We start from the raw sequence: 18,066 nt of genomic DNA, 5'->3' as shown, positions 1-18,066 counted from the left end.
ATGGATTTGCACCTTGAGCACTGTCGACGAGCAAGAAGACGAAGACTTCGCCGAAGCCACCCTGATCCAGGCGATCGAGAACCAGCTGGAAAGTGGCGAACCGGCTGCCGCCAAGGCGGTGTACAACACGCTGACGCTGGTCGGTTACCAGCGCGAGGAGATTCTCGAGCTGATGGCGCTGGTGCTGGCTCATGAAGTCGACGCCATGCTGTGCGAGGATCGCCCCTTCGATGGCGCCTGGTATGAACAGGCCCTGCGCGCTCTACCGGAGCTGCCGGAAGAAAGCTGAACCAGGCAACTCGCCGATAGGCAGAGCGCGCCACAGGGTTCTACACTGCAAGAGCGCCATAACGACAAGACGGAGTCACCATGAAGTCATTCGACGCTGACCTGATCGACGAGCTGGAAATCCTCGCCCTGTACAACCTGGACAACCATCAGGAAGGGCTCAAGGTGCACAACAACGCCTCATTCAAGGCACAGGGCGCCATTACTCGCCTCTACGAAAAAGGCCTGGTGAGCCAGGCCGATGGCGGCTACCTGACCAGCCTGGGCATCGACGCTGCCGAACATGCACAGGCGCTGCTGACCATTCTTTCGGCCCGCAAGACCACCTCCGCTTAATTTCGGTTGCCCGCCGGCCGCCCTCAAGGGGAAGGCGCGGCGGGCGATATAGCGTCAAGGCACTGCACTGGCGAGCACGCCGCTGATAGGCTTGCCGCACCCGCAGTAGAGTTCGAGCATGACGCGCACGCAGGAAATACGCCCCGATATCGATGACGGCATCGACCGCAAGGTGCTGGCACAGTTGCGTGCGCGCTTTCTGCAGATCAACCAAGGCCGTCTGCAACGGGCCATGGAAGCGCTGTCCACGCGTCAGCAGCTGGTTCTCAAGCTGTTGCCGCTGCTGTTGCACGTCAACCATCCGCTGCTGCCCGGCTATGTTTCGGCCAGCACACCGGCCGGCCTCAGCGGTTTCGAGCCGGACGACGAGAGCCTGGCCGAAGTGCAGCGCCTGACCCGCTCCTTCGTCTACAAGCCGCGTCGCGGCCAGGGTGCTGCGCCGTTGCATGGACTGTTCCTGATGGGCAGCCTGGGCACCGTGGCCCAAGCCGAGCAGAGTGACATGGACCTGTGGCTGTGCCACTCGCCCAATCTCACCGCGCAGGAGCTGCAGGACCTGCGCAAAAAATGCGACCAGCTGGAAAGCTGGGCCGCCACCCAGGGCGCCGAAGTGCATGTCTTTCTGGTCGACCCGCAACGCTTCACCCAGGGCGCACGTGAGGCGCAGCTGACCTCGGACGACTGCGGCACCACCCAACACTACTTGCTGCTCGACGAGTTCTACCGCACCGCGATCTGGCTCGGCGGACGCACGCCGATCTGGTGGCTGGTGCCGGTTTACGAGGAGGCGCGCTATCACGACTACTGCCGCACTCTGCTGAGCAAGCGTTTCGTGCGCGCCGAAGACGTACTCGACCTTGGCCATCTGGCGCACATCCCGCCGGAAGAATTCATCGGCGCGGGCATGTGGCAGCTGTACAAGGGCATCGAGTCGCCCTACAAGTCCGCGCTCAAGCTGCTGCTCACCGAGGTCTACGCCAGCGAACACCCGAAGGTCGAATGCCTGGCGCTGCGCTTCAAGCAGGCGGTGTTCGAAGGCCGCCTGGACCTCGACGAACTCGACCCCTATATCGTCGTCTACCGCCGCCTGGAGGAATATCTCAGCGCACGGGACGACCGGGAAAGGCTCGAGCTGATCCGCCGCTGCCTGTACCTCAAGGTGAACAAGAAGATCAGCCGCCCGCCGACCCGCGGTCGCACCAAGAGCTGGCAGCGCCTGTTACTGGAACGCCTGACCGACGAGTGGGGCTGGCAGACTCGCCAGCTCAGCGTGCTCGACAGCCGCAGCCAGTGGAAGGTGCGCCAGGTCGCCGCCGAACGGCGTGTGCTGGTCAACGAGCTGACCTACAGCTACCGCTTCCTCTCGCAGTTCGCCCGCAGCGCCCAGGCCGGCAGCTCGCTGAACAATCGCGACCTGAATGTACTGGGCAGACGTCTGTACGCCGCATTCGAGCGCAAGGCCGGCAAGGTTGAGTTCATCAACCCCGGCATCGCCCCGGACCTGGCCGAAGACACCCTGACCCTGGTCCAGTATCCCAGCCCCGAGGCGCCGAACGAAAACCTCTGGGCGCTGTTCAATGGCAGCCTGGGCGCTCAGGAGTGGGCCGATTTCGCGCCGCTGAAGCGCTCGCGCGAACTGATCGAGCTGCTTGCCTGGTGCCATCGCAACGGCGTGATCGATAGCAGCACGCGCCTGTCGCTGCACCCGGGCACCAGCGACCTCACCGAGTACGAGCTGTCCAACCTGATCGGCAGCCTGCAGCAGAGCTTCCCGTTGCCCCTGCCCAGCGTGGAAGAGGCGGCCCTCCTGCGCGCCAGCGTGCCCGGCGAAGTGCTGTTGCTGGTCAATGTCGGCGTCGACCCGCTCAAACAGCACAGCCAGATGAACGTGCACATGACCACCGGGCGCACCGATGCGCTGGGATATTCCGGAGTCCGCGAGAACCTGGTGCTGACCCTCGACCAGATCGTGCTCAACAGCTGGAACGAGTTGCAGGTCAGCCGCTACGACGGCCAGGACGCGCTGCTCGACTGCCTGCGCGACCTGCTCAACAGCCTGCCGCTGGGCGGCCCGCAACCCAAGGTGGTCGTGCGCTGCTATTGCCGCAATCGTGCCCAGGCCATCGCCGAGCGGGTCGAAGAGCTGCTGCGCGATCTGCTCGAAAGCTACGCCGAAGGTCGCCAATCGCGCTACCTGGTGCAGGTGCGCCAGCATTACCACGTGCTGCAACTGAAGCCCGGCCAGGTCAGCCATGCCGCGCTGGGCGATCTGCCCGCACTGCTCGATCACCTAGGCGCCGAACAGGACATCTACAGCCCGCTGCGCCTGGACCGCCATGCGCTCGATAGCGACGACTTGGCACTGATCCTGCCCATGGGGCGTCCACAGTGCATCCAGGTGTTCTACCGCCTGCACGAAACCAGCGGCGAAGCCGAGCTGACCCTGCTCGACGAGCACAACGCCCTGTGGCGCCGACGCCTGCCGTTTCGTGACGAGCAAAGCCTGCTCACGCCGCTGCAGCGCTTTCTGCAGTCGCTGCTGTATCGGCGCAACGCCATGCTGCCGCTCGATGGCAGCGACAACCCGCCGGCACTGGAAATCCTTTACTATCAGTTGCTTCCGGCTGCGCCGTTGCGCGCCCAGCGCCTCGAGCGAAGGCCGGCGCCCGAGTCCCAGGTCAGCCATCCCTTCTACGATGTGCAGGCCATCGTCGAGCCGGGCGACGGCCGCCAGCGCCATGTCACGCTGTACTGCAACCATCGCGAGTTTTCCGAACTGGAATACGGCGACTCGCTGTTCGCCAGCGTGGCACGCCATATCCTCGCCCAGCGCCGCGACGAAGAGCGCTACCCGTGCTACATCACCGACCTCGATCTGTCCGCCGTACAAGGCGACCGCCACCCCTCGGTGGTGAACTACCTACGCTTCAAGACCAGCCTGGAAGAAGCTCTGAACCAGGCGCTGCGAACCCTTTAGATGCATTATTGATAAGGATTCTCATTAGAGATATGATGCCGGCTCGCTGTGACGCTCCCGATGTCCGCAGCCGCCGGCAGCCCGTATCGTGTCCTCATCACCCAACTCGAAACTCGACCTCTACCTCGCCCATCGCAATGCATTGGTAGACTACGCCGCCCCCATACTCGGCTGCCGCGCCCAGGCCGAAGATGTCGTTCAGGAAGCCTGGCTGCGCTTCAACGGCCGCGCCGACCAAGAGGCAGCGATCAACCAGCCGGTCGGTTATCTCTATCGCATCGTTCGCAATCTCGCCTTCGACCTGATCCGCCGGGTGACCAGCGAGCGCCAGCAGGCCGATGGCGAACGCCTGCTCGAAGAACTGTCAGACCACACGCCCGGGCCGGAGCAGCAGGCTGCCAGCAGCGACGAGCTGCGCATCGTCAATGCGGCCCTGGCCGAACTGCCGGAACGCGTGCGGCGCGCCTTCGAAATGCACCGCCTGGAAGGCCACACCTTGCAGCACATCGCCGCGACACTGAACATTTCAGTCGGCCTGGCGCATCAGTTGGTGCACCAGGCGCTGTGTCATTGCGCCGACCGCCTGGAGCAGGCCAATGGCTGATCTGAAAATCCGCTGCGCTGATCCGTCTTTTGCTCGTATGGCCGCCACTGTGCGACCCTTGCCCACTTTTCAGGACACCCCGGAACGACCATGACCGGCAACCTCAGACACATCGCTCTGGACTGGCTGCTGCGCATCCAGCAGCGCCCGGAGGATGCCGCGTTGCGCAGCGAGCTGGCCGCCTGGCTGGCCAGCGATGCCAACCATGTCGAGGCCTACCGCAAGGCCGAGCGGGTCTGGCGGCTGACCGGCATGGCTCAGTCTGCAGCTACCGAAGTGCCTGCCGATGTCGCGCCACCAGTAACGGCAATCCCGCGGGCGGCGCGCCCGCTGCGTTCGCGTCGCCGCCGCTGGCCCGCCCTGCTCGCAGGTTCGCTGGCTGCTTGCCTGGTGGTATTCATCGCGCCGGACGCCTACCTGAGTTACCAAAGTGACTACCGCACCGGTCTCGGCGAGCAGCGCAGCATCGAGCTGGACGACGGCAGCCGCATACAACTGGACAGCCAATCGGCAATTGCCGTCGAGTTCGACGGCAATCGACGTGAAGTCCGCCTGCTCAGCGGCCAGGCGTTCTTCGAAGTGGCGCCGGACAAGAGCCGCCCCTTCACCGTCGATGCCGATCAGTTGCAGATCACCGTCACCGGCACCGCCTTCAACGTCGCCATCCGTCCCGGTAAGTTGGCCGTGGCGGTGCAGCACGGCTCGGTGCGCGTCGCGCAGGACGATAGCCTGATAGCGGAATCGCTGCAGTCGGGACAGCGGTTACGCTGGCGCAGCGATGACGAAGTGAGCCTCGACAAGCTCCCGGTCAGCCAGATCGCCGCCTGGCAGCACGGCAAGCTGGTAGCGCGCGATGCACGGATTGCCGACGTGCTCGACGAACTGCGCCCTCACCTACCCGGCAAGCTGGTTCTGCGCAACGAAACCCTCGGCGAGAAACGCATTACCGGCGTCTACGACCTGAACGATCCGGACGCGGCCCTGCGCGCCGTGGTGCAACCCTATCAGGGCCGGGTCAGCACCTGGACCGGCTGGTTGCGCATCGTCGAAGGCCAGCCCTGAGCCGCTCCGTGCGGCGTCTTTTTCGTTCATACGAAAATAATTGAAAAATTTCTGAAAATTTCCCGCGCCGGAACGTCATTGCCTCGAACTCGAATCGATACAGATTCGCATTAGCTTTCATTTGGGCCTCTGGCCTGTTCGGGGAAAACATGGACAAGCAGTTGCAGCGGCAAGGAACTCCCGCCATCCATCGTCAGAAACTGGTTCGGGCCATCAGCCTGGGCATTCTGGTCCAGTGTGGCGCCCTGCCTATGGCGACCAGCCATGCGCTGGCCAATGACAGCGTGAGCGTCCAGCTGCAGCAACAGCATGTCTTCGACATTTCCGCCCAACCCCTGGGCGACGCGCTGATCGCCTTCGCCCAGCAAAGTGGCATTCAGATCAGCGCCGACCCTTACCTGCTCGCACGCCGGCATGGCAACCAGGTCAAAGGGCAGATGAGCGCTGAGCAGGCCCTGCAACGAATGCTTACCGGCAGCAACATCGGCTGGAGCTTTGAGCAAGGGCTGCTGAGCTTCCATCAGCTCGACAGACAAAGCGATGTGCTGGAACTGAGCAACTCGGTGGTGATGGGCAGATCAGACAGTGCCTACCAGGGCGAAGCCGTCATCGACCGCCGCGCCATCGAGAACTTCGCCGGTGCCAATGGCGACATGACCACCATGCTCAAGATGCACCCCAGCGTGCGCTTCGATACCACCCAGCAAAGCTCCAATACACCCGGCGAAATCAACCCGGCGGACATCAGCATCAACGGGGCCAAGTTCTACCAGAACAACTTCATGGTCGATGGCGTCAGCATCAACAACGACTTGGACCCAGGGGCAAGCAGTGGCTCGCGTAACGACATAAACAACGCTTATGGCCTGCCCAGCAACGCCTTCGGCATCGCTCTGGACGCCGACCTGCTTGAAGAGGTGCGGGTCTACGACTCCAACGTCTCGGCCAAGTACGGGCGCTTCAACGGCGGCGTCATCGACGCGATCACCCGCCGACCGACGCACGACTTCCATGGCAAGATTTCCGCGCAGATGACCAAGTCCGACTGGACCGAATACCACATCAACCATGACGAGATGAGCGAAGAGGAATTCGCCAAGTCCAGCACTTACTCCAACCAGCCGGAATTCAAGAAGCTCACCACCCGAGTTCTGCTCGAAGGCCATGTCACCGATAACTTCGGGCTGCTCGGCAGCTTCGTGCGCAAGAACTCCGAGATTCCGCTGTATACCTACGACGGAGGCTTTGAAAGCACGGGCGACCAGGTCAAGAAGGACCAGAAGCGCAACATCGACAACAAGATGATCAAGGCATTCTGGACGCCCCATGACCGTCTGGACATGACGTTGACCCTGGTCGATGCGCCGGCTGAAAACACCTTTTTCAAGAACAACCAGAAAAACTCCGGTTTTCGAATCGACCAGGGGGGCCAGACCGCTGCCCTCAAAACCGTCTGGACGGGCGACACCTTCACCTACACCCATCAGCTCGCCTACAAGATGGTGCAAAGCTCGCGCGACACCGACAGCAACGTTCACAAGCAGTGGCGCTGGTCGCAGGACAAGAACTGGGGCAACCCGCTGCGCGGTGCTGGCTCCACGAGTGTCGAAGGCGGCATGGGCGATCTCGAACAGCGGCAAACCGGCTTCGAGTACAACCTGGACATAGTAGCCAATCCGTTCAACTTCGCGGCCGCGACCCATACGCTGGGGTTTGGCCTGGAAGTACGCAGGCAGAAGGCATCTTACGAAGTGATGGAAGATGCCTTTGGCGCTTCGGTGCTCAGGCGCACCACGGCGACCGCTGGCACCAGCTGCGTCACCGCCAGTGGCACGCTCGATACGGAGTACTGCTCGGTCAGTGTCGATGCCACCGGCAAGCCCGAGCGCCAGTACTTTGGCCTGCTGAACAACGTCAGAGCGGGAAAGGTGGAAGCCGAACAGATCGACTATGCGCTCTACCTGCAGGACGACATCCAGATCGGCAATCTCAAACTGCGCCCTGGCGTACGCTTCGACGCCGATAACTACATGGACAGGAAGACCATCGCGCCGCGCTTCGCGGCCAGCTACGACTTCTTCGGCGACGAGCGCAGCGTGCTGACCGTCGGCGCCAATCGTTACTACGGGCGCAACCTGTTCAAATACCGCCTCGCCGATGGCCGTGAGTCTCTGCGCTGGCGGGCCACGCGCCTGAACTCCAATACCGACACCATCCGCGACTTCGGCCCCTGGACCAACTTTGGCGTCGATGAGAGCAGCTTCCGCAAGATCGACATTCCCTACGACGACGAATGGATGATCGGCTTCGCCCAGCAAGCGCTGGGCATGCAGTTCGAACTCAAGTACGTGCACCGCGACGGCAAGGATCAGGTAGTGCGCAGCCGTGCCAGTTATCTTGGCCTGGAAGCGGGCGATGGCACAGACAGCATCGCCAACTACTACACCTACACCAATGCCGGAAAAAGCCGCAACGAGACCGTCACCCTGACGGTCAACCCGCTGCAAAACCTGAGGTTCGCAGGCACCCAGACCAGCTTTCTGTTGGGCCTGGACTGGAACCGCACACGCAGCGCGCAGAACAGCTACGAGAACACTCTCAACGAAAGCCGCCTGGCGGACGACGACGTCTATTTCGACGGCAGCCTCATGCCTTATAGCGAACTGCCGGCCGACAACTTCAACCGCCCGTGGACCGTGCGCCTGAATACGGTGACCAGCATCCCGGCGCTGAACCTGACCTGGACCAACTTCCTGCGCTACCGCGGCCCCTACGATCAGATTTTCCGCGCCAGCCCGGATACCATCACCATCGATGGCGCCGACTACGAGAACTACGAAGTCGGCAGCGTACCCGCCGCGCCAACCTGGGATACCAGAATCAAGTGGACACTGCCGCTTGGCGGCACCCAGTCGACCTATGTAGCGGTCGACATCACCAACGTCACCGACAAGATCAACACCATCGTCAGCGACAGAGCCGGCACCATCAGCTACGAGACCGGCCGCCAGTACTGGCTCGAAGTCGGCTACCAATTCTAATAAGGCGCGCGCCCATGCATCCCGTGAAAATCCTGATCACGGCACTGGCAGCGCTGCTGCTCGGTGCCTGCACCTCCCTGCCCGACGGCGACGCGCCGCTGCAATGGCATCCCATCGTCACGCGCGGCGAGCTGCCCAACGGCCTGCGCTACAACCTGATACGCCTCGATGAACAAAAGGGCCGTCTGGATGTGCGCCTGACGGTACATGCCGGCTCGGTGGACGAGGCCGACGACCAGGTCGGCGTCGCCCACATGCTCGAACACCTGGCGTTCTACAGCCATGGCGGCGACACGCTGGACGCGCGCCAGCGCCTGTTGAAGGCGGGGTGGCAGCAAGGCCGTCACTTCAATGCGGTGACCAGTTACGAGCGAACCCAGTACCTGCTCAGCCCGCCCAATGGCGTCAAGAGTACGGAGCTGGCACTGCAGACCCTGGCGACCATGGCTTTCGCCGCCGACTTCACAGCGGATGATCTGCAGCGCGAGCGCCCCATCGTCATCGAGGAATGGCGCGGCGGCCTCGGCGTGGCGCAGCGTATGAACGCCAAGCGCACCGCGGCCCAACGCACCGGTTCGCGTTACCCGGCGCACCGCACCATCGGCAACCGCCAGGCCATCGAACAGGCGCAGCTGAGCGCGTTGCAGGCCTTCCAGCAACGCTGGTATCTGCCGGGCAACATGGTGCTTAACGTGGTCGGCGACTTCGAGCCGCAACAGATGATCGCGCAGATCGAACAGGCTTTCGCCAAGTTTCAGCGCGGCCAGGTGCCGAGCCGCGAGTATCTGGAACTGCCGCTGGACGACAAGCTCAAGGTGTTTCGCGTGCAGGACAGTCAGAGCGGCAGCAACCAGATGGCCCTGCTGTTTCGCTTCCAGCAACTCGACAGCCGCGAGCAGACCGTGGCCGGCGGCCGTGAACGCCTGATCGACCGCCTGGCCCTCAGCGTGCTGTCGCGCCAGTTGCGCCGCCAGCCGCTGGACGAGAATACCGCCAGCAGCCTCACCGCCGTGAAGACCCAGATCGGCCGGCGCACCGGCGTGCTGGCCGTGGCCGCCTCGGTCAAGGGCCAGCATCACCCGCAAGCGCTGGAAACCCTGCTGCGTGAACTGCAGCGGATCAACCGTCACGCCCTGCATGAGCAAGATGTGCAGACGGCTAAAGACGACGTTCGCCAGATCGCCGAACGCATGCTGAATGATCCCGCCCCGCGTGATTTCGATGGCTGGGTACGCCAACTCAACGATGCAACCATTGCCGAGCGGGTGTTGCAGGACCCCGCGGTGATCGCCCGCAATGCCCTGGACAGCCTGGACAGCATCAGCGCGAACGATCTGCAGCAGCGCATCCGCAGCTGGCTGGCCAGCCCGGACCGGGTGTTGCAGCTCAGTGCACCTGGCGGTACGGAGCTGAACCTGCCCACCGCCGATACTGTGCTGCAGCAATGGCAGGCCATGGCGCGGGCGGATTTGGCTGCACCGCTGCCGCCTGTCGCTCAGGCCGAGGTGGAAATTCCGCGGCTGACCAGCGATCTGCCAGGCGGCCGTGTGCTGCAGCGGCGCAGCTTCGCCGCCGAGCAGGTGGAGCACTGGCAGTTGAGCAACGGTGACCGCCTGGTGTGGTTGCGCCGCCCAGGGGCCGACGGCAAGGTACAACTGCGGGTCGACTCCACTGCCGGCTTCCTGCACGAAGGCGCCGTGCCCTGGCGCGCGCAGATCGCCAACCAGCTGGCGTTGCAGACCCCACCGCAGGGCTGGAGCGACGAACAGTTCAGCGCCTGGCAAAAACGCGAGGGTGTGCAACTGTCCTTCGCGCAAGGCGCCAGCCGCCTGGAAGCTCAGGGCAGCGCTGAGGTAAAAAACGTGCGCAGCCTGCTGGCGCTGTATCAGGCACGTCAGGTTCGCAGCAGCCTGGATGACCAGGCCTATGGCGAAAGCATCGAGGCGCTGCGGGACCAACTGTCGCGCCAGCGCGACCATGTGCGCAGCGAGCAGGACGCCACCTGGCGGCGTCTCAAGCAAGGTGAGAACGACTGGCAGCAGCCAACCGCGCAGGCCCTGGCCACGCTCAAACGCGAGCAGGTGGAAGCGGACTGGCAGCGTCAGGCTGCAGCCCCGGTCACCTACTACCTGATGGGCGAGCTGAGCGAAGCCGAACTAACCGCCCTGGTCAGCCAGTACCTGGCCGCGATTCCGCGCGGCGAACCGCTGCCCGATGCCAGTCTTCCCCGCCAGCCGGGCCGGCGCCAGGCCACGCTGGCTATCGCGATGGAGCCGCGTGCGGCCCTCTATGCCAGCAGCTTCCAACCCCACGCCTGGAACCCGGCCGATGCCGCGCGCATCAAAGCCCTGCGTGAAATCGCCAATGCCCAGCTCAAGCAGCGCCTGCGCGGCGACGCTACCGGCATTTATCGCCTGCGCTTCGAGGCCGAATTGAGCGCCGATCATCAGCGCATCGACAGCGAACTGCACTTCAGCAGCTCGCCACAACGAGCCGATGAACTCTGGCAACTGGCACAGGAAACCCTGGCCACATTGCCGGAGGCGGTAACCGCGCAACGCGTTGCCGGCCTGCGCAACGACCTGGCGCGCAAGGAAGCCGAACGCCGCAAAGACCCCGCCACCCAGTTGCACCGCCTGATTCTCAGCGAACGCGCCTGGGGCGATCCGCGCTACCTCAGCGAGCAAGGGCAATTGCCTGCCGCGCTAGAGCCCGAACCCATGCAGCGTCTGGCGCGCCAGCTGTTCCCGCGGGCCAATGAAGTGCGCATGCAGGTGCTGCCCAAGGATGCCGACTCGTGAAAACCCTGCGGATGTTCTTCATGCTGGCCAGGCCATTCTGGGGCAGCCGCGCCGGCTGGCCGGGCTGGGCGCTGCTTGGCCTGGTGTTCGCCATGGGCATCGGCATCGTCCAGGCCAATGTCTACATCAACGCCTGGAGCAAGCGTTTCTACGACACCCTGGCGACTTTCGATGGCGGCGCTTTGCTCACCCTGATGGGTGATTACTCACTGGCCATCGCGGCGCTGATCGCCGTCATCGTTTCGAAGAACTGGCTCACCAAGGCGCTCATCCTGCGCTGGCGCCAGCACCTCAACGACTACCTGCTCGAACGCTGGCTTGGTGAGCGCCGCTACTACCGCCTAGGCCTCAGCGGCGAACCGGACCACCCCGATCAGCGTATCGCCGAGGACGCGTATCTGCTGTCGGACAAGACCGTCGGCCTGGTCGTCTCGCTGTTCATCAACACCATGCAGATCGGCGCGTTCGTCAGCGTTCTCTGGCAGCTTTCCGGCACGCAGACCTTCACGCTTGGCGATTACAGCGTGACCCTCGATGGCTACCTGGTCTGGGCCGTGGTGATCTACACCCTGATTGGCACCCTGGTCACGCACTGGCTGGGCCGTCCGCTGCATGGTCTCAACTATGAACGACAGCGCAGCGAAGCCGCCTTCCGTACCGATCTGCTGCGAAAGCGCGACCATGCCGAACAGATCGCCCTGTATGGCGGTGAGGAAGCCGAGCAGCAAGGTCTGCGGCTGCGTTTCTCCGCCATTGCCAACAACTGGCGGAGCCTGATGCAACGGGAGCTGAAGCTCGGCACATTCACCGTCGGCTACGAACGCGTCAGATTGATCGTTCCGGTGTTCATCGCGCTGCCGGCCTTTCTCGCCAAGACCATCACCCTTGGCGGGCTGATGCAGATCCGCACGGCTTTCGGCGCGGTATACGAATCACTGAGCTGGTTCATCTTCTCCTACCGCACGCTGATGGAATGGAGCGCCACGGTGGAGCGCCTTGGCCAGTTCCAGCAGGCCATGGAGCGGCTCGAACCCGTCGAACTCAGCCGTGGCGACACGCTCAACACCTGCGGCCTGGACGTCCTACGCCCCAATGGCGAAGCGCTGCTGTGCGGCCTGACGCTGCACGCGCAACCCGGCGAATGGCTGCGCCTGGCCGGCGCCAGCGGGCTGGGCAAATCCACGCTGCTTCGCACTTTGATGGGCCTTTGGCCTCATCACCGTGGCACCTGGCAGTTACCGGGAGGGCGCAGCCTGTTGCTGCCGCAGAAGCCGTACCTGGCTAGTGGCCGTCTGGACGAGGCGCTGGCCTATCCGGCAGCGCAGGTCCCGAACAGCCTCAAGCTGATCGGCGTGTTGAAGGATGTGGGCCTCGAGCATCTGATCGACAAGCTCGACAGGGAAGCCGAATGGGGCCGGGAGCTCTCCGGTGGCGAACAGCAGCGCCTGGCGCTGGCCCGCGCCCTGCTCTACCGGCCCGATACGCTTTACCTCGACGAGGCCACCAACCAGCTCGATGACAAGGCCGCCTGCCAACTCCTCGAACGGCTGCGCCAACGCCTGCCGAACTGCACGCTGATCGCGGTCAGCCACCAACCGGCGGTGCAGCGCCTGTTCGAGCGCAGCATCGATCTGCAGGAGTGCGGGGCGGCATGCCGGCCGGCAAAAACTGAGCCGCTGCCGGCCTGAACGGCCGTTTAGCGGTCGTATTCGCCGGCCGCTTCCGGCTGGTATTCGACTTCGAGCAGGGTCAGCTTGAGTTGCTTGCCGCCCGGAACCGGCCAATCGATGTGCTGGCCGACAGACAGGCCGAGCAGGGCGCTGCCGACCGGCGCGAGGATGCTGACCTTGCCATCGCCGCCGGCGTCCTGCGGGTAGACCAGGGTCAGGTGGTAATCCTTGCCGCTGCTCTCTTCGCGGCAGTGCACGCGCGAATTCATGGTCACCACTCCTGCCGGCACCTCGTCGTGCCCCACCACTTCGGCACGATCCAGCTCGGCCTGCAGCGCCTCGGCGCCCGGCCCGAACTCGTCCAGGCTGTCGAGCAGGCGCTCCAGACGCTGCAGATCGAGGCGGGTAATGGTGATGGTAGGTGCGCTGTTCATGATGCCGGGCGGTCTCCTCGCGTAAGCCATAAAAAAGCAAAACCCCGCCCGAAGGCAGGGTTCGACTGAATGTCTTACCGACCCTAACACAGCCGGACAAATAAACAAGACTGGCGGGTCAATGGCCTTGCTGGCGTTGTTGCAAACGCTGCTGCGCGGCCTGGCAGATCGAGCGGCGCCGCGCATTATCGGCCGCGCCCCAGTCAAGAATCTCCTGCAGGGTGCGACCGCAGCCCATACACTGGTCGCGCTCGTCCAGGCAGCACTGGCGCCGGCACGGCGAGGCCAGCGGCGCCTCGCTCGGCTCAGAGCTCATCGAACTCCAGCTCGGTGCCGCACTGCTCGAGGGTGATGCGCACCAGCATCTCGCCCAGTTGCTCGTCGCTGGTGTCACAGATCCAGCGACCCTCGGCTTCGTCGTAATCGAAGTGGAAGCCACCGGAACGGGCCGCTAGCCACAGCTGACGAATCGGCTCCTGGCGGCTGAAGATCAGCTGGCTGCCGTTGTCGAAACGCACCGTCAGCACACCAGCGCTATTCTCCAGGTCGACGTCCAGACCGCTGTCGTCGAAGATGTCCTCCACCGCCTGCTGGGTGGCATCGACCAGGTCGTGAAAGCGGGCTTCGCTCAGGCTCATCGGGGTGTCCTCACTAGATGCAGCGACTGCATGGAAATTAGCGGTAGATGCCAGGCCAGGTTAACCGGCCTGGGCACAAAGGTGGCGACGGTACTCGCCCGGACTCGTTCCCGTCCAGCGACGAAATGCACGTGCCAGCGAGCCCGGCTCGCTGAAGCCCACCAGAAAGGCGATCTCCGCCAGTTCCAGCGCAGGGTCGCGCAGGTAATGCAGCACCAGTTGCTGGCGCGTCTCGTCGACCAGTTGGCTGAACGACAGCCCGCCCTCACGCAGACGCCGTTGCAAGGTCCGCGGGCTCAAGGCCAGGGCGGCGGCGATGGCCTCCAGATCCGGCCCCTGCTCCGGCAACTGACGCGCCAGTTCCAGGCGCGCGCGGTCGAGCACGCTGCTGCCCTGGTTGAGTTCGGCGAGCAGGCGATCGGCGTAGGCATCGAGCATCCCGCGTACCTGCGCATCCGCCTGGTTCAGCGGCACGCTCAGCAGACGCCTGGGAAAGATCAGGGCATTGTCGAGCTGATCGAACAGCACCGGGCAGCGGAAGATGCGCGCGTGCTCCGTGGTATCGGCTGGCGCCGGATGCTGGAAGCGCACCTCGGTTGGGGAGATATCCAGGCCGCTGATCCAGCGCCCGAAGCTCACCCAGCCGGCCAGGGTTTCCTCACTCAGTTGACGCTGCTGCTGCGCCAGCAACGGCTCCCAGCGATGGGCGACCAGCGGCTCGCAGCCGGGCCGTACGGGCTCGTCATCGAGTATGACCCGCCCCAGACTGCCGACCAGCGAAGCGTAGCGCGCCTGGCGATGCAGGGCGTCGGCCAGGGTGGCGCAGCTCATGATCAGGGAGCCGAGCACGCCGTAATAGCCCGGGCGCACCGACTCGCCCAGATGCAGGCCCAGATATTGATCGCCGGTCAAGCGCACACCCTCACCCAGCAAGGTCAGATAGGCACTGGCAGCAATGCGTTGATCGCGCTGGCTCAAGGCTTCAGGGCTGAGCTGGATATGGGCGAGCAGCGCCTCGGTGGCCACCCCTTGTCGCTGCAGGTGTTCGATCAGGCCTTGCAGGTAGGCGACCGAGACCGAGCCGGCCAGAATCGCGGGATTGTCCATCTTGGCTCCTCGTTGCTCAGCGCATGCTAACCCAAGCCGGCGCGAATGCCTTCGGCGCACGCGCCAGATGCAGACGCAAATCGAGCCGGCGCCCCGCCAGGCGGGCGCCGGGCGCATAGGCAAGGTGGCGGGGGGTCGGTATACTCCGGCGCAATCATGCTTATTTTCAAGGACCGTCCCATGAAGCGACTGACCCTCGCGCTCCTCGCCGCCGTATGCCTGCTGGCCGGCTGCGGTCAGAAAGGCCCGCTGTACCTGCCGGGCGACGAAAACGCTGGCAACAGCCGAGACCGTTTCGAACTCTGACAGGAGCTGCCCCATGGAAGCCTTCAACTACCGCGACGGCGAGCTGTTCGCGGAAGGCGTTGCCTTGTCTGCGCTGGCCCAGCGCTTCGGCACGCCCACCTACGTCTATTCGCGCGCCCATATCGAAGGGCAGTACCGCGCCTATGCCGACGCCCTGGCGGGCATGCCGCACCTGGTCTGCTTCGCGGTCAAGGCCAACTCCAACCTCGGCGTGCTCAACGTGCTGGCGCGTCTCGGTGCCGGCTTCGATATCGTTTCCAGCGGTGAGCTGGAGCGCGTGCTGGCCGCCGGTGGCGAGCCGAGCCGTATCGTCTTCTCCGGCGTCGGCAAGAGCCGCGATGACATGCGCCGCGCGCTGGAAGTCGGCGTGCACTGCTTCAACGTCGAGTCCAGCGTCGAGCTGGAGCGCCTGCAGAAGGTCGCCGCCGAACTGGGCGTCAAGGCGCCCGTGTCGCTGCGGGTCAACCCGGACGTGGACGCCGGCACTCACCCGTACATTTCCACCGGGCTCAAGGAAAACAAGTTCGGCATCGACATCGAGCAGGCCGAGGCGGTCTACGCCCGCGCTGCCGAGCTGCCGAACCTGGAAGTGATCGGCGTCGACTGCCATATCGGCTCGCAGCTGACCACCCTCGAGCCCTTCCTCGATGCGCTCGATCGCCTGTTGCTGCTGGTCGACAAGCTGGCCGCGCGCGGCATCGTCATCAAGCATCTGGATCTGGGCGGCGGCCTCGGCGTGCAATACCGCGACGAGCAACCTCCGTTGGCCGGCGACTACATCGCCGCCGTGCGCAAGCGCCTGGCAGGTCGCGACCTGTCGCTGGTGTTCGAGCCGGGTCGCTTCATCGTTGCCAATGGCGGCGTGCTGCTGACCCAGGTGGAATACCTCAAGCACACCGAACACAAGGACTTCGCCATCATCGATGCGGCGATGAACGACCTGATCCGCCCGGCCCTGTACCAGGCCTGGATGGAGGTGTCGCCGGTGCAGCCCCGTGAAGGCGAAGCACGCAACTACGACCTGGTCGGGCCGATCTGCGAAACCGGTGATTTCCTGGCCAAGGATCGTCAGCTGGTGCTGGAAGAAGGCGACCTGCTGGCCGTGCGCTCGGCCGGTGCCTACGGTTTCGTCATGAGCTCCAACTACAACACCCGCGGCCGCGCCGCCGAGGTGCTGGTGGACGGCGAGCAGGCCTTCGAGGTGCGTCGTCGCGAAACCGTCCAAGAGCTCTATGCCGGCGAAAGCCTGCTGCCGGCCTGAGGGCGACGCCATGCTATTGCGCTTTACCAAGATGCACGGGCTGGGTAATGACTTCATGGTCCTCGACCTGATCAGTCAGCATGCCCACGTGCAGCCCAAGCACGCCAAGCAGTGGGGCGATCGCCACACCGGCGTCGGTTTCGATCAGCTTTTGATCGTCGAGCCACCGAACCACCCGGATATCGACTTCCGCTACCGCATTTTCAATTCCGACGGTTCGGAAGTGGAGCAATGCGGCAACGGTGCGCGCTGCTTCGCCCGCTTCGTGCTGGACAAGCGCCTGACCACCAAGAAGATCATTCGCGTCGAGACCAAGAGCGGCATCATCGAGCTGCGCGTGCAGAACGACGGCCAGGTCTGCGTCGACATGGGGGCCCCGCGTCTGCAGCCGGAACAGGTGCCGTTCCAGGCCGAACAGGCCGCGCTGAGCTATCGCGTCGACGTCGACGGCCAGAGCGTCGAACTGGCCGCGCTGTCGATGGGCAACCCGCACGCCGTGCTGCGCGTCGACAGCGTCGACAACGCCCCGGTGCATACGCTCGGGCCGAAGCTGGAACATCACCCGCGCTTCCCGCAGCGGGTCAATGTCGGCTTCCTTCAGGTGCTCGACCGCAAGCATGCGCGCCTGCGCGTGTGGGAGCGCGGCGCTGGGGAAACCCAGGCCTGCGGCACCGGCGCCTGCGCCGCAGCAGTCGCGGCGATTCGCCAGGGCTGGATGGATTCGCCCGTGCAACTGGAGCTGCCGGGCGGCAAACTGTCCATCGAATGGGCAGGCGAAGGTCAGCCGGTTATGATGACCGGGCCCGCTGCCCGCGTATACGAAGGACAGGTTCGCCTATGACCGACCAGCAGGATTCGCCCAAACCGCTCGATTCGGAAACGGTCGCAGCCTATCTGCGCCTGCACCCGGAGTTCTTCATCGACCATGAAGAACTGATCCCCGAACTGCGCATTCCGCACCAGCCCGGCAACGCCGTGTCGCTGGTCGAGCGCCAGGTCAAGCTGCTGCGCGAGCGCAACATCGAGATGCGCCACCGCCTCGGCCAGTTGATGGACGTGGCTCGCGACAACGACCGCCTATTCGACAAGACCCGCCGCCTGGTGCTCGACCTGCTCGATGCCGGCAGCCTCGAGGAAGTGGTCGGCGTGGTCGAAGACAGCCTGCGCCACGAGTTCCAGGTGCCCTTCGTCGGCCTGATCCTGTTCAGCGACAACAAGCTGCCGGTCGGTCGCTCGGTCAGCTCGGCCGAAGCGCATCAACAGGTCGGCGGCCTGCTCAGCGGCGGCAAGACCATCTGCGGCGTGCTGCGCCCGCATGAGCTGGAGTTCCTGTTCGGCAAGGACGACGCGGCGCAAGTCGGTTCCGCGGCCGTGGTCAGCCTCACCCATCAGGGCCTGCACGGCGTTCTCGCCATCGGCAGCGCCGATCCGCAGCACTACAAGAGCTCGCTCGGTACGCTGTTCCTCGGCTATATCGCCGAAGTCCTGGCGCGCGTGCTGCCCAGCTTCGCCACGCCGCTGCGGTCGGTACGTTAGAAGCA

Annotated in this window: 16 protein-coding genes; 12 read left to right on the top strand and 4 right to left on the bottom strand. The window is 64.3% G+C overall.

Annotation, left to right across the window (positions count from 1 at the left end; translation table 11 throughout):
• Positions 1-13 precede the first annotated feature (13 nt).
• The 8 genes from B2U07_RS16390 (at position 14) to B2U07_RS16355 (ending at position 12,797) form a co-directional block, all read left to right on the top strand.
• Entirely contained in the window at positions 14-289 is a 276-nt protein-coding gene (locus B2U07_RS16390; RefSeq protein ID WP_419096351.1) for a hypothetical protein, read from the top strand.
• Between the two features lie 80 nt (positions 290-369).
• Positions 370-624 (top strand): TIGR02647 family protein, encoded by a 255-nt coding sequence (locus tag B2U07_RS16385; protein WP_275545672.1) that lies wholly within the window; start codon positions 370-372, stop codon positions 622-624.
• 118 nt (positions 625-742) lie between these two features.
• Complete coding sequence (locus B2U07_RS16380) at positions 743-3,601, top strand: class I adenylate cyclase (RefSeq protein WP_275545673.1); 2,859 nt, start codon at positions 743-745, stop codon at positions 3,599-3,601.
• Positions 3,602-3,689: 88 nt separating this feature from the next.
• Entirely contained in the window at positions 3,690-4,205 is a 516-nt protein-coding gene (locus B2U07_RS16375) for a sigma-70 family RNA polymerase sigma factor (RefSeq protein WP_275545674.1), read from the top strand.
• Positions 4,206-4,295: 90 nt separating this feature from the next.
• Positions 4,296-5,267, top strand: coding sequence for a FecR family protein (locus tag B2U07_RS16370; protein ID WP_275545675.1), 972 nt, complete (start codon positions 4,296-4,298; stop codon positions 5,265-5,267).
• 149 nt (positions 5,268-5,416) lie between these two features.
• Positions 5,417-8,308, top strand: coding sequence for a TonB-dependent receptor (locus B2U07_RS16365; RefSeq protein WP_275545676.1), 2,892 nt, complete (start codon positions 5,417-5,419; stop codon positions 8,306-8,308).
• Positions 8,309-8,322: 14 nt separating this feature from the next.
• Positions 8,323-11,109 (top strand): M16 family metallopeptidase, encoded by a 2,787-nt coding sequence (locus B2U07_RS16360; RefSeq protein WP_275545677.1) that lies wholly within the window; start codon positions 8,323-8,325, stop codon positions 11,107-11,109.
• Positions 11,106-12,797, top strand: a complete 1,692-nt coding sequence (locus tag B2U07_RS16355; RefSeq protein ID WP_275545678.1) for an ABC transporter ATP-binding protein/permease — start codon at positions 11,106-11,108, stop codon at positions 12,795-12,797. The genes B2U07_RS16360 and B2U07_RS16355 overlap by 4 nt, the downstream gene beginning before the upstream one ends.
• A gap of 8 nt (positions 12,798-12,805) precedes the next feature.
• On the opposite strand, the gene rnk is transcribed toward B2U07_RS16355, so the two are convergent.
• From rnk to B2U07_RS16335, 4 genes are all read right to left on the bottom strand, one after another.
• Positions 12,806-13,213 (bottom strand): nucleoside diphosphate kinase regulator, encoded by a 408-nt coding sequence (rnk, locus tag B2U07_RS16350; protein WP_197859000.1) that lies wholly within the window; start codon positions 13,211-13,213, stop codon positions 12,806-12,808.
• A gap of 118 nt (positions 13,214-13,331) precedes the next feature.
• The gene (locus B2U07_RS16345) at positions 13,332-13,529 is read right to left on the bottom strand and encodes a DUF1289 domain-containing protein (protein WP_275545679.1); all 198 of its coding nucleotides are present in this window, start codon (positions 13,527-13,529) and stop codon (positions 13,332-13,334) included.
• Positions 13,519-13,851 (bottom strand): iron donor protein CyaY, encoded by a 333-nt coding sequence (gene cyaY, locus B2U07_RS16340; RefSeq protein WP_003458550.1) that lies wholly within the window; start codon positions 13,849-13,851, stop codon positions 13,519-13,521. Before cyaY ends, B2U07_RS16345 begins: the two co-directional genes overlap by 11 nt.
• A 60-nt stretch (positions 13,852-13,911) precedes the next feature.
• Positions 13,912-14,958, bottom strand: coding sequence for an AraC family transcriptional regulator (locus B2U07_RS16335; RefSeq protein WP_275545680.1), 1,047 nt, complete (start codon positions 14,956-14,958; stop codon positions 13,912-13,914).
• 180 nt (positions 14,959-15,138) lie between these two features.
• On the opposite strand from B2U07_RS16335, the gene lptM reads away from it, so the two are divergent.
• Genes lptM through B2U07_RS16315 form a run of 4 tightly spaced genes read left to right on the top strand, consistent with a single transcriptional unit; the run spans position 15,139 to position 18,061 of the window.
• Positions 15,139-15,264, top strand: coding sequence for an LPS translocon maturation chaperone LptM (gene lptM / locus B2U07_RS16330; RefSeq protein WP_003242379.1), 126 nt, complete (start codon positions 15,139-15,141; stop codon positions 15,262-15,264).
• Positions 15,265-15,277: 13 nt separating this feature from the next.
• A complete protein-coding gene (gene lysA / locus B2U07_RS16325; RefSeq protein WP_275545681.1) occupies positions 15,278-16,525 on the top strand; it encodes a diaminopimelate decarboxylase in 1,248 nt (415 codons plus the stop codon).
• A 10-nt stretch (positions 16,526-16,535) separates the two neighbouring features.
• Entirely contained in the window at positions 16,536-17,366 is an 831-nt protein-coding gene (dapF, locus tag B2U07_RS16320) for a diaminopimelate epimerase (RefSeq protein ID WP_275545682.1), read from the top strand.
• A complete protein-coding gene (locus B2U07_RS16315) occupies positions 17,363-18,061 on the top strand; it encodes a DUF484 family protein (protein ID WP_275545683.1) in 699 nt (232 codons plus the stop codon). Before dapF ends, B2U07_RS16315 begins: the two co-directional genes overlap by 4 nt.
• The last annotated feature ends 5 nt before the right edge of the window (positions 18,062-18,066 follow it).

Source organism: Pseudomonas sp. UBA7530 (genome assembly GCF_002479365.1).
In the GTDB taxonomy this organism is placed as follows: Bacteria; Pseudomonadota; Gammaproteobacteria; order Pseudomonadales; family Pseudomonadaceae; genus Aquipseudomonas.
This window is presented reverse-complemented; position numbering and strand designations above follow the sequence as displayed.